Here is a 14,590-nt window from a genome sequence, read left to right as displayed (position 1 = left end):
CGACAACGCATAACAACAAACCGCCCATGACTTTCAACCGCCCCCGCTCGGACCTCGCCCTGCTGCTCCTGGCCCTCATGCTCGGGGCGCTGCTGGGCGTGTGGCAGCCGAACCTCGCGGTGCGGATGAAACCGCTCAGCGACCTGTTCATCTCGGTCATCGGCGTGTGCGCCCCGGTGGTGATGTTCGTGCTGGTGTGCGCCAGCACCGCCGCCCTCAGCGACTACCGCGCCACCGCCCGCCTGGGCCTGAAGGCGGTGGGCTATTGGCAGTTGATGTCGCTGCTCGCCCTGCTGATCGGCCTGGCGGTGGCCGTGCTGCTGCGCCCCGGCGCGGGGCTGGAGGACGCCAGCCATGCCTGGTCGCCCCCCTTGCCGCCCGGCGAAGGGCCGATGCTCGCGCGGGTGCCCGGCCTGCTGCTCGACGTGCTCGGCCAGAGCACCGTGCTCAAGGTGCTGCTCGCCGCCCTGCTGGCCGGCCTGCTGCTCGGGCGCAGCGGCGACAGCGGCCGACGCCTGGCGCGCCAGCTCGACCGTGGCATGGTGCTGGTGTTCAAGGCCATGCGCCTGGTCGTCGCCTTCGCCCCGCTGGCCGCCTTCGGCGCCATCGCCTTCATCATCGGCAAGTACGGCCTGGACGCCGCCATTCCCCTGGCCAAGTTCGTGGTCGCCGCCTATGCCGCATGCCTGGCCTACCTGCTGCTGGTGCCGTTGCTGGTGCTGCGCCTGATCGGCTGCCGCCTGGGCCGGCTGGTGGGCTACATCAAGGAGGAACTGCTGCTGGTGATGTCCACCGGCTCGTCGGTGGCCGCGCTGCCGCGCCTGGTGGAGAAGCTCGAGGCCGCCGGCTGCGAGAGCCAGACCGTGCGCCTGACCCTCACCGCCGGCTACAGCTTCAACCTGAATGGGTCGAGTGTGTACCTGGTGGTGGCGGTGGTGTTCCTGGCGCAGTTGGGGCATGTGGAATTGAGCCCGACGTTGCTGGCGAGCATCGTGCTGGTGAGCGTGTTCACCTCGCTGGGCTCGACCAGCGTGGCGGGGTCGGCGTTCGTGACCCTGGCGGCGACCTTGAGCGTGCTGGATATCGTGCCGCTGGAGAGCATTGGCCTGTTGATCGGCGTGGAGCGGTTGATGAAATGCCGGTCGCTGACCAATGTGCTGGGCAATTGCGTGGCGTGCCTGGCGATCGCCCGCTGGCATGGGCAGGTGGATCGGGCGCGGTTGCGGGAAGTATTGGGGTGACGGTGCGGGCCTCATCGCGGGGCGAGCGCGCTCAGGCACCCTGCCGAATCTGAAATCGGCGCTGCCCCGCGATGAGGCCCCCGGGGCTTACTGCCCCGCCAACTTATCGAACGCCTTGTCCAGCGCCGCGTCGGCCTCCAGCAGCTTGTGCCGGTGCTGCTTCATCCAGTCCTGGTCCGCCGCCAGGCGCTTGCCGGCTTCCATCAGCATGCGCCGCACCTCGGCCGGCTGCGGCCCGCCCGTGCCCTTGCGGCTCTCGACCATCGCCCGTGGCGACAGGCTGGCGCGGAACGCCGCCTCGCTCAGCGGCAGGTGCTCGTCCTGCCATTTGTATTTCTTCGCCGCCTTGGCATACAGCGCCTGGGCGTCGGCGTAGGCGAAGTCCTTGGGCAAGGTGCCCTGGGCGCGGGCCTGCTCGACGATCAGCGAGGCGAAGCTGTGGCCGATGCGGAACGGCACCTTGTGCTCGCGCTCCAGGGTGTCGGCCAGCTCCATCGAGGTGGTCCAGTCGGCGTCGAGCTCTTCCTCGGCGCGGGCGGCGTTGATCTGCAAGGCGTCGAGCACCATGTCGAGACGCTCGAACATCTCGTCGGCCGACTTGAACAGGCCCAGGTCGTCGAACGCCGCCTTGTAGTCGGTCATGCCGCTGGTGACGTTGTGCGCGCGCACGGTGGTGGCATTGGCCAGGCCGACCACGTCGGAGGCCGACTCGCGGGTGCGCATCAGCAGGCCCGGGTTGCGCTTCTGCGGCATGGCGCTGCTGGTGTAGGTGGAGCCTTCGTCGAGCAGCAGCCACGGGCGGGTCTGGTGGTATTGGGTATGGATGTCGCCGATCAACGCGCCGACGCGGATCGCCGACGACGAGGCGATACCCGCCGCTTCCAGCGGGATGTCGTAGGTCGAGACCTGGCTGGCGTCCAGCGAGTTCTCGCGCAGGCCGTCGAAGCCCAGCAGCGTGGCCAGGCGCTCGCGGTCGAGCGGGTAGCCGGAGTTGGCCAGCACCGCGGTGCCCATGGGGCTGAGGTTCAGGCGCGCGTAGAGGTCGTGGATGCGCTGGGCATCGCGCTCGAACGCGGCCTCGAAGGCCAGCAGGTAGTGGGCGTAGCTGATCGGCATGGCCTGCACGCCGTTGGTGTAGGCCGGCACCAGGGTGTCGACGTTGACCGAGGCCAGCTTGAGCAGGCGCTGGCGGGTGCTGTTGAGGGCGTCGCTGTAGTCCAGCACCTCGGCGCGCAGGGTGGCCAGGCGGTAGGTGGCGTACATGTCCTGGCGGCTGCGCCCGGAGTGGATCAGCGAGGCCTGCGGGCCGATCTTGTCGATCATCAGTTGCTCCAGCTGCAGCACGTCGCTGGGGCGCTTGCCGTCGGGCTGGGTGGCCTGGTCGATGGCGTAGCGCACGCCGCCGGCGATCTGCTTGCCCTGCTCGGGGCCGACGATGCCCTGCTCGGTGAGCATGACGATGGAGGCCTTGTTGATGCGGTTGAGCCAGTCGAACTGGCTCTCCTGGCGGCCGCCCTTGAGCGCCGACTTGTCGACGCTGGCGCCGATCTTGCGCGCCTGTTCGGCGCATTCGGCCGTGGTCTTGCAGGGCAGGTCGGCGGTGTTGGCGGCATGGGCGGTGGCGGACACCAGCAGGGCATAGGCCACGGCCAGGTGCAGCGGGGTCTTTCTTGTTCTCATGGTGGGTTTCCGCGAAGCGTCGCGCTGGGACTGGCGAGCGTGGGCTGGATGCTAGCGGCGCGGTTTCGAGATTAAAAATATATTAAAAATATTCAGTTGATATTTATTCGGTATTTAATTTTTCTGTGCCGGCCCTCTCGCGGGGCAAGCACACGCCGACAGGAAACCGCGATAAGGCTCGCGCAAACACCATATCCATTAAATATGGAAACACTCTATTCAAGATATTTTATCTAGCCAAAAACCACTGCTAGCATCGCCGCCATAACACCAATCAACCGGCCGATCCTCCCTGGGGATACGACCGGCGCCATACGATCTGCCGAGGTGTGATATGCCCCAACGCCGTACCTTAAGCGCATGGCTTCTGGCCCTGTCCGCCAGCCTGCTGCTGCCCGCCATGGCCAGCGCCGCCCCGCAGACCCTGCGCCTGGGCCAGGCCCAGCCCTACAACTTCGTCGCTTTCGCCAACAACGACCTGCAACGCGCCAACCTGCCGGTGCAACGCGCCGTGGTGCTGCTGCACGGGGTCAAGCGCAACGCCGACGACTACTTCGACAGCGGCCAGACCCTGCTGCAGAACGCCGGTTTCAGCGACGCCGACACCCTGCTGCTGGCCCCCAACTTCCTCACCCCCGCCGATCGCCGCGCCGCCGCCGACATGCCGCTGTGGCCCAAGGACAAGTGGATGCACGGCACCCCGTCGCAAAGCGGCCGCACCGGCATCGCCGGCTTCACCGTGCTCGACGACCTGCTCGCCTACCTCACCGACCGCCAGCACTTCCCGCAGCTCAAGGAAATCGTGTTCATCGGCCATTCCGCCGGCGGCCAGCTGATGCAGCGCTACACCCTGCTCGGCGACGGCGACCAGCGCCTGCGCGGCACCGGTATCAGCCTGCGCTACGTGGTCTCCAGCCCCTCCTCCTACCTGTACCTGGACGACAACCGCCTGCAAGGCGACGCCTTCAAGCCAGTGCAGACGGTGCTGTGCCCCAGCTACAACCAGTACCGCTACGGCCTGGAGCGCGCCCCCGACTACTTCACCCGCCAGGGCCTGAGCGCCGCGCAGGTGTTCCAGCGCTACGCCGCGCGCCAGCTCACCTACATGGTCGGCGAGCGCGACGCCAACCCCAACGACCGGGTCATGGACGCCAGCTGCGGCGCCGGCATGCAAGGCAGCACCCGGGTCGAGCGCCAGCTCACCTACCTGCGCTACGAAGCCTTCCTGGCGCAGAAATGGGCCACGCCCATCGACCACCGGCAATTCCAGGTCAGCGGCGTAGGCCATAACGCTGCCCGCCTGTTCGCCGCGAAAAGCGTGGCCAGGGAGCTGTTCCCGCGTCACTGATCCACCGGCTGCACCCACAAAAACAACAACAAAGAGCCCGCCATGACCCGCACTTTCCTTACCGCCCGCGTGCGCCGGGCGTTGCACCCGCACGGCCTGAGTTTGTTGGCTGCCACCCTGCTGGCCAGCCCCGCCCAGGCCGAGCCACTGCCCAATGCCGGCACCCTGTTCGACAGCAACCGCGACAGCCTGCGCCCGGCCCAGCAACCGCAACAAGCACCGCGCGGCAGCGTGCGCATCGAAGCCCCGGGCGATGAGCGCCAGGCGGATGCGGCCCAGCCCGGCCCGTCGGTGCGCTTCAAGGTCAGCGCCTTCCAACTCACCGGCAACCGCGAACTGAGCACGTCGCGCCTGCAAGAGGCCCTGCAAGCCGACGTCGGCCAGGAACTCGACCTGCCCGGCCTGCGCGCCGCCGCCGCGCGCATCACCGCGCTGTACCGCAGCCGTGGCTACCTGGTGGCCCGCGCCTACCTGCCGCCGCAGGAGATCGACGGCGGCGTGGTGGCCATCGACGTGCGCGAAGGCCAGGTCGGCGACGTGCGCACCGAAACCGCGCCCGGCGTGCGCCTGAACGCCGCCATGCAGCAGCGCTTCATCGACGCCCTGCCGCGCGGCAGCGTGATCCGCGAGCAGGACCTGGAGCGCGTGCTGCTGCGCCTGTCGGACATCGCCGGGGTGTCGGTGCGCGCCGTGCTGCAACCGTCGCGCAGCCCCGGTGCCGCCGACATCGTGCTCAAGCTCAGCGAGATGACCGCCTTCACCGGCCGTGTCAGCGCCGACAACCACGGCAACTACTACACCGGCAGCGGCCGGGTCAGCACCAACGTCAGCCTCAACGACGCCCTCGGTTTCGGCGAGAGCCTGTACTTCAACACCCAGAACAGTTTCGAAGGCCTGGAGATTCGCGGCGTCGGCCTGCGCCAGCCGTTGGGCGCCAGCGGCGTCAGCGTCGGCGCCAGCTACGCCGAGATGAACTACACCCTCGGCAAGGGCCTGAAGACCGCCGACGCCGAGGGCAACGCGCAGGTCTCGGCGCTGTTCCTCGACGCCTCGCTGCTGCGCAGCCGCGACGCCAACATCGGCCTGAACCTGGCCCAGGAGCACCGCCGTTTCGAGGACGCCGCCGGCGCCTTCGAAGTGCGCAAGGCCGCCGTGTTCCGTGGCCTGACCCTGTACGGCGACTGGCGCGACGGCTGGGCCGGCAGCAACCGCTGGAGCCTCGGCTACGGCATCGGCCGGCTCGACAAGCGCACACCGCTCGACGAAGCCCTCGACGCCCTCACCGCCGAGGCCGCCGGCACCTACCACAAGGGCACGCTGTCGTTCAGCCGCCTGCAAGCCCTCGGCGGCGGCTTCTCGCTGTACGCCGCGATCAGCGGCCAGTGGGCCGGCAAGAACCTCGACAGCTCGGAGAAATTCACCCTCGGCGGGCCCAACGGCGTGCGCGCCTATGGCGTCGGCGAGGCGGCGGGCGACGAAGGCGTGCTCGGCCGCCTGGAGCTGCGCAAGTACCTGGGCCGCTTCAACGGCGCCATCGCCGAGGGCGCGCTGTTCGCCGACGCGGGCCGCGTGCGGGTCAACAAAAAACCCTGGGACGACAGCGACAACAGCCTCAGCCGCCACGGCTACGGCGTGGGCCTGAACGTCTACCACCGCGACCTGGTGATGAACGCCAGCGTGGCCTTCTCCAACGGCGACCAGCCCACCAGCGACGAGCATGACGCGCGGCGCTTCTGGCTGTCGGTCAGCGGCTCGCCGCAGGCCTTCGCAGGCCTGGCCAAGGACCTCGGCACCCGCGAGGACTTCCGCGACAAGAGCACCGAGCTGACCCTCTACGGCTCACTGGGCCTGGTGCCCGAGTACATCGACCGGCGCGACGCCACCCGCGCCGGCCCCGCCGACCAGACCCGCCTGGCCACGCCGAACGGGCGCAACATGTCCAGCTACTGGCGGGCGCGCGACAACGTCTCCTACGTCGGCGCCCGCGCGGGCATCCCGATGACCGACACCTCGCGCATCCTCTGGCAGCTGGAGTACGGCATCTCGGTCAACTACACCCTCGACGGCGACCAGAGCGCGCCCAAGTCGATCTCGCCCAACACGCGCCTGCGCAACTCCGCCGTGGCCCTGGACGACGACCGCTACGGCACCCTGCTCTACGGAAACTGGGACATGCCGCTCAAGGAAAGCACCACCAACCTCGACCCGTTCGCCGGCAAGACCGCCGGCGCCTACTACAACATCATCGGCTCGCCCGGCTTCAGCGTCGGCCTTGCCAGCAACGTCAACGGCCCAGCCGGCACCGCCGACACCAGCGAGAATTCCGATGCCGCCTTCAACCGCCGGCAGAATGGCGTGGTCGCCTGGTGGTCGCCCGAGTGGCACGGCCTGAGCCTGAAGCTGGCCTACTCCAACAACGGCATGAAGGCCGCCGAAGACGTCGGCAACGGCTATATCTATGGCGCTAGCCTGACCTACAAGAACGGCGGCTTCACCGCCGTGGCCGCCGCCGAGCGCCACGTCGACTATTTCGGCATCGCCAGCCTGGGCCGCAACGCCCGTGGCGTGGGCAGCAACACCCATGTCACCGACGGCACCTCGTCGAGCGACTACAGCTACCGCCTGGGCCTGGGCTACCAGCTCGGCGACACCGAGCTGTCGCTGATCGCCGATGAACTGCACTACGCCGAAGACGGCGTGATCAACAACAGCCTCAGCTCCAGCGACCTCTCCGAGTACAGCCGCCGCGCCTACCTGCTCGGCGTCACCCACCGCCTCGGCGCCTGGCGCCTGCGCGCCAGCTACGGCCGCGCCCTGGCCGGCGAGTGCAAGATGGTCTCGGCCGCCGGCTTCGCCTGCGACACCCAAGGCATGGGCGCGCGCCAGTACGCCCTGGGCGTGGGCTACCGCTTCAACCGCAACACCGAAGTGTTCGCCCACTACGTGCTGCTGAAAAACGAAGCGCTGGCCAACTACAACTTCGCCGTGGTCGGCGCCTTCGCCGCCAGCGGCTACTCGCCGGGCGTGGGCACCACGATCAACGCCATCGGCACTGGCATCAACTATTCGTTCTGAGGAGAGACGACCGTGAACCACAGCCCTTCCCGGCGTGACCGCCACCCCGCGCTCAAGCCCCTCAGCTACGCCATCCTGTGCGCGGTGCAAGGCCTGCTGCCGCTGCCGGCCCTGGCCCTGGACGCTGGCGCCCTGCCGAGCAACGGCCAGATCAGCGCTGGCGCCGGCAGCATCAGCCAAGTCGGCAACGTCATGGACATCACCCAGAACAGCCAGCAACTGATCGCCACCTGGGAGCGCTTCAACATCGGCCGCGACGCCCAGGTCAACTTCCACCAACCCAATGCCGCAGCGGTGGCGCTGAACCGGGTGACCGCCAGCGACGCCTCGCAGATCCTCGGCCAGCTCAACGCCAACGGCCAGGTGTACCTGATCAACCCCAGCGGCGTGCTGTTCGGCCAGGGCGCGGCGGTCAACGTCGGCGGCCTGGTGGCGAGCACCCTGGACATCGCCGACGACGACTTCAAGGCCGGGCGCCTGCGCTTCGCCGGCAAGGGCGACGCGGCGGTGATCAACCACGGCACCCTGCGCGCCGCCGACGGCGGCAGCATCGCCCTGCTCGGCGGCCAAGTGCGCAACGAAGGCACGGTCGTCGCAAGGATGGGCTCGGTGGTGCTCGGCGGCGGCGAGGCCGTCACCCTCGACTACCATGGCGATGGCCTGATCAACATGCAGGTCGACCAGGCGGCCTTGGGCGCCAGCGTCGCCAACCATGGGCTGATCCAGGCCGACGGCGGCGCCGTGCTGATGAGCGCGCGGGCCAACGACGCCATGCTCGGCAGCGTGGTCAACAACGCCGGGGTGATCGAGGCGCGCAGCCTGCAACAGCGCAATGGCCGCATCGTGCTCGATGGCGGCGACAGCGGCGTGGTGGCCAGCAGCGGCACGCTCGACGTGTCGGGCCGCGGCGCGGGCGAGCGTGGCGGCGCGGTGACCCTGACCGGCGAATACGTCGGCCTGTTCGACCAGGCGCGCATCGACGCCTCCGGCAGCAACGGCGGCGGCACCGTGCTGCTGGGCGGCGACTACCAAGGCAGCGGCCCGCTGCACCAGGCCAACGCCACCTACGTGGGCGAGAACACGCGCATCCAGGCGGACGCGCTGGCCCAGGGCGATGGCGGCAAGGTCATCCTCTGGTCGCGCGACAGCACCCGCTTCGAAGGCGCGATCAGCGTGATCGGCGGCGGCGAGCACGGCCAGGGCGGGTTGGTGGAAACCTCCGGGCACAGGCTCGACGTCACCGGCCGCGTCGACCTCAGCGCCGCCTCCGGCAAGGGCGGCACCTGGCTGCTCGACCCGTACAACATCAACATCACCAGCGGCGCCAACAACGGCACCTCCAGCGCCAGCCCGTTCACCCCCAACGCCGGGCGCAGCTCCAACCTCAGTTCCGCCACCCTCAACGCCTCGCTCAGCGAAGGCGCCAACATCATCGTGCAGACCTCTTCGGGCGCGGGCACCTCGGGCGACATCAACGTGCTCGACAACGTCCAGGCCCAGGGCAACGCCAGCCTGACGCTGATCGCCCACCGCAACGTCAACATGAACGGCACGCGCATCAGCAACGCCGACGGCAAGACCCTGAACGTGTCGATGCTGTCGAACTTCAACAACAGCGGCAACGGCTCGGTGGCGCTGAACAACGCGACCATCCGCACCAACGGCGGCGACTTCACTATCGGCAGCGCCGCCAACCCCAGCAGCGGCTACGCCAGCACCAACGTCAGCAACGGCAGCGGGGTGTCGATCAGCAACGGCACGCGCATCACCACCAATGGCGGCGACATCAGCATCCGTGGCGCCACCTCGGCAGACCTGGCCCCAGGCGCCACGGCCACGGCGGTGAACATCTCCGGCAGCACCCTCGACGCCGGTGGCGGCAACATCGACATCGTCGCCCTGCAAGCCAGCGCCACCGGCACGGGCGATGCGTTCATCCTCACCGGTGGCAGCAACCTGCTCACCGAAGGCGCAGGCGCCATTGCCATCAGCGCCGACAACCTCGGCGGCGGCAACGGCGCGCGGCTGTTCAGCACCAGCAACACCATCGCCGCGCGCGGCGCCGGCAACGTCACCCTGAGCGGCAACGCCGCCAGCGGCTTCGGCGTGCTGGTGTGCTCCACCGCCAGCGGCTCGACCCAGACCCTCTCGGTCGGCAGCGGCACGCTCACCGTCAAGGGCCGCAGCGCCAGCAGCCGCGGCACCTACCTGGCGGCCTCCGGCACTGGCGCGGTGAACCTGCGTGGCAGCGACGGCGGGCGCATCGTGCTCGGCGGCGACAGCGGCGCCAGCTATGGCACCGTGCTCAACGTCACGGGCGCCAGCGCCTCGATCAACCTGAGCAGCGACGGCGACATCCGCGTCGAGGGCAACACCACCGGCGGCAGCACCCCGGCCCTGGCGCTGGTGGCCTCGGGCAACGGCAGCGCCAACAGCCCCGGCTCGCGGATCGACATCGCCAGCAGCCGGGGCGACGTGCGCCTGGGCGCCGACAACAGCGTGGTCAACACCGGTTCCGGCTCGTTCCGCGCGCTGTTCATGGACGCCAGCGGCGATTATTCGAACATCCGCGTGGCCACCGGCAGCGGCAACCTCAGCCTCGAAGGCCACAGCATTTCCGGGCGCGGCGTGGACCTCGCGCCGTCCGGGCGCGGCGCGGCCATCGACCTGGCCAGCGACAGTGGCAACGTGCTGGTCACCGGCACCAGCACCGGCAGTTGGGGCGGCTACGGCATCTTCCTCAACTCCACCGGCAACTCGCAGGGAGTGGGCATCAGCACCGGCAGCGGCGACATCACCCTGCGCGGCGACTCGGTCGGCACCTCCGACGCCATCGCCCTGGGCGGCAGCGGCACCGCCTCGACCAACCGCATCAGCTCGCAAGGCGGCGACATTCTGCTCGACGGCCACTTCCACTCGCCCAATGCCGCCGAGCTGGACCACGGCATCGCCCTGCTCGGCGTGACCAACCTCATCCAGACCACCGGCAACGGCAACGTCAGCCTGGTCGGGCGCGCCACCGCCGCGGGCGATGCGATCGATTTCTACGGCAGCGGCATCAACCGCCTCAGCGTCGAGCACGGCACCCTCAGCCTCGATGGCCGCGCGGTCGGCGCCCATGGCATCAGCATGCTCACCGGGCAAACCGAACTGCGCGCCACCGGCAGCGGTTCGATCAACCTCAACGGCTACTCCGAGCGCGGCAACGGCATCCACTTCTACCCCTCCAGCGCGAGCAGCTCGGTGACCCTCGCCACCCAGGGCGGCAGCCTCCGCCTGACCGGCGTGAGCGATGGCGGGCCGGACGCCAACGGCCTCTTCCTGCGCAGCGGCAGCAACGGGGTGACGCTGCAATCGGCCGGTGGCGACATCCAGCTGAGCGGCACGGGCAACAACGGTGCCGCCGGCATCACCTTCAACGGTTCCGGCAGCGGGGTGAACAGCCTGGCCGCCAGCGGCGCCGGCAACCTCACCCTCACCGCCCGCAGCGACAGCGGCCCGGCGCTGAACTTCGTCAGCGGCAACAACCGCCTGGCGACCGAGGACGGCATCCTGCTGATCGACGCCGATTCGGCCAGCGGCAGCCACGTGGCGCACGGCAGCGACAGCACGCAGTTGAGCACCCAGGGCGGCGCCGTGGTGCTGCGTTTGGGCGGGCAGGTCGACCCGAGCCTGCTGCCACGGGCCAATGAGGCGCCGCGTGGCTACCAGCAGCGTCAGGTCAGCCAGTCGAGCTGGAGCCAGGTGCTGTACCCGGACTACCGACAGACCCCGCTGCAACCGTTCATCGACGCGCTGCAGCTGGACCTGGCCCTGCTCGGCGACACTGCCGGGGATGACTGAGGCCCAAGCACAGCGCCGGCCTCATCGCGGGGCAAGCCCGCGCCTACAGGGACCGCGCCGCTGGCGCTGACACAACGACACCCACGAGGCCGCCATGACCCAAGCGCCGTTTTCCCTGGAGCACTTCGAACAGCTCTGCTACGCCCGCCAGCACGAGGAAGCGGCGCGCGAGTTGATTCGCCTGTTGCTGATCATCGACCGCCACTATGGCCGCCTGTCCGGCGAGTTCGTGCTGTCGGTGTCGCCCGCCGTGCCGGCCGCGGAGCTCGAAGCGCACGTGTTGACGCGCCTGACCTGCGCGATCAGCGCGCTGTTCAGCGACCCGGAGTTCCAGATCAGCCCCAGCGGCTTCGAGCAGTTGATCAACTTCCAGCGCTGGCTGTCGGCGCTGTTCGCCGCCAGTTCGTTCATCAACGCCGACCATATCCTGCGCGCGCTCAACCTGCACGGGCAGGACAGCCAGCGCTTCGAGGTGGCGCCGTGGCAGTTGGTGAAGTTCTGCATCCTCTACTCCGCCGAATCGCAGCTGCCGCTGGACGTGGAGCTGCTCTGGCAACAGAACCCGCCGCTGGCCCTGGCGCTGTTCATGGCGCTGCTGTCGCCGCGCTTTCTCGGCACCCCCGCCGCGCACTCCAAACGCGAGGCGCTACTGGCCTGGCTGCCGGAACGCCTGGATGCGCTGGACAGCCTCGACCAACTGCCGGTGGCGATCATCCATGACGTATATATGCATTGCAGCTACGCCGACCTGCCCCAGCGCCACCGCATCAAGCGCTCGCTGTGCCGGCTGGTGGAGCGCAAGCTGGCCGCCGAGGGCATCGCCTCGCTGCCGGCCATACCGCGCACGCGCAGCGGCAAGCCGCGCATGCTGGTGGTGCTGGAGTGGTTCTCTGGCGCTCATTCGATCTACCGCACCCACTCGCGCACCCTGGAAGCGGCGCGCCAGCACTTCGAACTGTGGGCCATCGGCTACGCCAACAATGTCGACGCGCTGGGCCGCCAGGTGTTCGACCGCTTCATCGAGCTCAAGGCGCCGAACGACCTGCTGGCCTGCGTGCGCCAGGTGCGTCAGTTGGCCGAGGAGCTGCGCCCGCAGGTGCTGTACATGCCCAGCGTGGGCATGTTCCCGCTGACCCTGTTCGTCGCCAACCTGCGCCTGGCGCCGTTGCAGGTGGCCGCGCTGGGGCACCCGGCGACCACCGGTTCGCGGCACGTGGACTACGTCAGCGTCGAGGAGGATTTCGTCGGCGACCCGGCCTGCTTCGACGAGCGGCTGCTGCTGTTGCCCAGCGACGGCCAGCCGTATCGCCCGTCGGCCATCGAGGTGCAGGTCGCGCCACGCGAGCGGGTGGACAGCGAAGAGGTGGCCATCGCCGTGGCCGCCACCACCATGAAGCTCAACCCGGGCTTCCTGCGCGCCTGCCAGCAGGTCGCCGAACGCACGCTGGCGCGCCATGGGCGGCGGGTGCGCTTCCACTTCCTGGTGGGCCAGGCCCAGGGGTTGCTGTACCCGCAGCTGCAGCGCTTGATCCAGCGCTACCTGGGCGATGCCGTGGTGCACCCGCACCAGCCGTACCCGCAGTACCTCGACACCTTCGGGCGTTGCGACCTGTTCCTGAGCCCGTTCCCGTTCGGCAACACCAACGGCATCATCGACGCCTTCACCCTGGGCTTGCCAGGGGTGTGCAAGAGCGGGCCGGAGGTGTTCGAGCATATCGACGAGGGGTTGTTTCGCCGGGCAGGGTTGCCGGATTGGAGCATCGCCGGAACGGTCGAGGCGTACGTGGAGGCGGCAGTGCGGATGGCCGGGGATTACCGGGCGCGGGCGCCGTTGTACGCGCACCTGGGGGATGGGCGGCCGTTGCAACGGTTGTTCGAGGGGCGGCCGGAGATTTTCGCCGAGCACCTGTTGGCGTTGTTGGGCCAAAGGCCGTAGGCGTCCGTGCCGGCCCACATCTCCTGGAGCGGGCTTGCCCCGCGATGAGGCCGGCACAGACTAAGCAGCATCAGAGGCTGGGAAACGCGAACTGCGACGCTTCATGGCTGGCCCGCCGCGGCCAGCGCTGGGTGATCGCCTTGCGCCGGGTGTAGAACCGCACACCATCCGGCCCATACGCATGCAGGTCACCGAACAGCGAACGCTTCCAGCCACCGAAGCTGTGGTAGCTCACCGGCACCGGCAGCGGCACGTTCACACCCACCATGCCCACCTCGATCTCGTCGCAGAACAACCGCGCCGCTTCACCGTCACGGGTGAAGATGCACGTGCCGTTGCCGTACTCGTGGTCGTTGATCAGCTGCATCGCCGCTTCCAGGCTGTTCACCCGCACCACGCACAGCACCGGGCCGAAGATCTCTTCCTTGTAGATGCGCATCTCCGGCGTCACCCGGTCGAACAGCGTGCCGCCGACGAAGTAACCATCCTCATTGCCCGGCACACGGAAACCACGGCCATCGACCACCAGCTGCGCGCCCGCCGCCACGCCGTCGTCGATATAACCGAGCACCTTGTCACGCGCCGCCGCCGTCACCAGCGGGCCCATGTCCAGCCCGCACGAGGTGCCGGCACCGATCTTCAGCGCCTTGATCTGCGGCTCCAGCTTGGCGATCAGCGCATCGGCCACCTGGTCGCCCACGCACACCGCCACCGAAATCGCCATGCAGCGCTCGCCGCACGAACCGTAGGCCGCGCCCATCAGCGCGCTGACCGCGTTGTCCAGGTCGGCATCCGGCATCAGCACCGCGTGGTTCTTCGCGCCACCCAAGGCCTGCACGCGCTTGCCGCGCTTGGTGCCTTCGGCGTAGATGTACTCGGCGATCGGGGTCGAGCCCACGAAGCTCAGGGCCTTCACTTCCGGCGCTTCGATCAGCGCATCCACCGCTTCCTTGTCGCCGTGCACCACGTTCAGGATGCCCTTCGGCAAGCCCGCGTCGTGCAGCAGCTGGGCGATGAACAGCGTCGAGCTCGGGTCACGCTCCGACGGCTTGAGGATGAATGCGTTACCGCAGGCAATCGCCAGCGGGTACATCCACAGCGGCACCATCGCCGGGAAGTTGAACGGGGTGATACCCGCCACCACGCCCAGCGGCTGGAAGTCCGACCAGGCATCGATGTTCGGGCCAACGTTGCGGCTGTACTCGCCCTTCAACACTTCCGGCGCGGCGCAGGCGAACTCGACGTTCTCGATGCCGCGCTTCAGCTCGCCGGCGGCGTCTTCGAGCGTCTTGCCGTGCTCCTCGCTGATCATCTGCGCGATCTTCGCTTCGTTCTGCTCCAGCAACTGCTTGAAGCGGAACATCACTTGCGCGCGCTTGGCCGGTGGGGTGTTGCGCCAGGCCGGGAACGCCGCCTTGGCCGAGTCGATGGCCTGCTGCACGGTGGCGCGGCTGGCCAGTTCGACCT

The 14,590-nt window shown here is 68.8% G+C and carries 7 protein-coding genes; 5 read left to right on the top strand and 2 right to left on the bottom strand.

The annotated features are described in order from the left end of the window. Positions 1 to 26: 26 nt before the first annotated feature. Entirely contained in the window at positions 27 to 1,241 is a 1,215-nt protein-coding gene (locus P0Y43_RS08515) for a cation:dicarboxylate symporter family transporter (RefSeq protein WP_275636862.1), read from the top strand. A gap of 87 nt (positions 1,242 to 1,328) precedes the next feature. Here P0Y43_RS08515 and P0Y43_RS08510 read toward each other — a convergent pair whose 3' ends face one another. Further along, the gene (locus tag P0Y43_RS08510; protein ID WP_275636861.1) at positions 1,329 to 2,921 is read right to left on the bottom strand and encodes an argininosuccinate lyase; all 1,593 of its coding nucleotides are present in this window, start codon (positions 2,919 to 2,921) and stop codon (positions 1,329 to 1,331) included. A gap of 334 nt (positions 2,922 to 3,255) precedes the next feature. On the opposite strand from P0Y43_RS08510, the gene P0Y43_RS08505 reads away from it, so the two are divergent. The 4 genes from P0Y43_RS08505 to P0Y43_RS08490 all read left to right on the top strand — a co-directional run bounded on the left by P0Y43_RS08505 (position 3,256) and on the right by P0Y43_RS08490 (position 13,123). Next, positions 3,256 to 4,269 (top strand): hypothetical protein, encoded by a 1,014-nt coding sequence (locus tag P0Y43_RS08505; RefSeq protein ID WP_275636860.1) that lies wholly within the window; start codon positions 3,256 to 3,258, stop codon positions 4,267 to 4,269. A gap of 42 nt (positions 4,270 to 4,311) precedes the next feature. Further along, positions 4,312 to 7,344: a ShlB/FhaC/HecB family hemolysin secretion/activation protein gene (locus tag P0Y43_RS08500; protein ID WP_275636859.1), complete on the top strand. Its 3,033-nt coding sequence runs from the start codon at positions 4,312 to 4,314 to the stop codon at positions 7,342 to 7,344. Between the two features lie 12 nt (positions 7,345 to 7,356). After that, positions 7,357 to 11,187 (top strand): filamentous hemagglutinin N-terminal domain-containing protein, encoded by a 3,831-nt coding sequence (locus tag P0Y43_RS08495; protein ID WP_275636858.1) that lies wholly within the window; start codon positions 7,357 to 7,359, stop codon positions 11,185 to 11,187. A gap of 94 nt (positions 11,188 to 11,281) precedes the next feature. Beyond that, a complete protein-coding gene (locus P0Y43_RS08490; protein ID WP_275636857.1) occupies positions 11,282 to 13,123 on the top strand; it encodes a peptide transporter in 1,842 nt (613 codons plus the stop codon). 70 nt (positions 13,124 to 13,193) lie between these two features. Here P0Y43_RS08490 and P0Y43_RS08485 read toward each other — a convergent pair. Further along, on the bottom strand, positions 13,194 to 14,590 hold a 1,397-nt coding region (locus tag P0Y43_RS08485), incomplete at its 5' end, for a CoA-acylating methylmalonate-semialdehyde dehydrogenase (protein WP_275636856.1).

This window comes from Pseudomonas entomophila, from assembly GCF_029193575.1.
GTDB lineage: Bacteria > Pseudomonadota > Gammaproteobacteria > Pseudomonadales > Pseudomonadaceae > Aquipseudomonas > Aquipseudomonas entomophila_G.
The sequence above is the reverse complement of the archived record's forward strand: the minus strand, read 5'-3'. Positions and strand labels throughout refer to the sequence as shown.

Coding starts and splice junctions, on each gene's coding strand:
- P0Y43_RS08505 (WP_275636860.1), top strand. CDS start 3,256: ATGCCCCAACGCCGTACCTTAAGCGCATGGCTTCTGGCCCTGTCCGCC.
- P0Y43_RS08510 (WP_275636861.1), bottom strand. CDS start 2,921: ATGAGAACAAGAAAGACCCCGCTGCACCTGGCCGTGGCCTATGCCCTG.
- P0Y43_RS08515 (WP_275636862.1), top strand. CDS start 27: ATGACTTTCAACCGCCCCCGCTCGGACCTCGCCCTGCTGCTCCTGGCC.
- P0Y43_RS08500 (WP_275636859.1), top strand. CDS start 4,312: ATGACCCGCACTTTCCTTACCGCCCGCGTGCGCCGGGCGTTGCACCCG.
- P0Y43_RS08490 (WP_275636857.1), top strand. CDS start 11,282: ATGACCCAAGCGCCGTTTTCCCTGGAGCACTTCGAACAGCTCTGCTAC.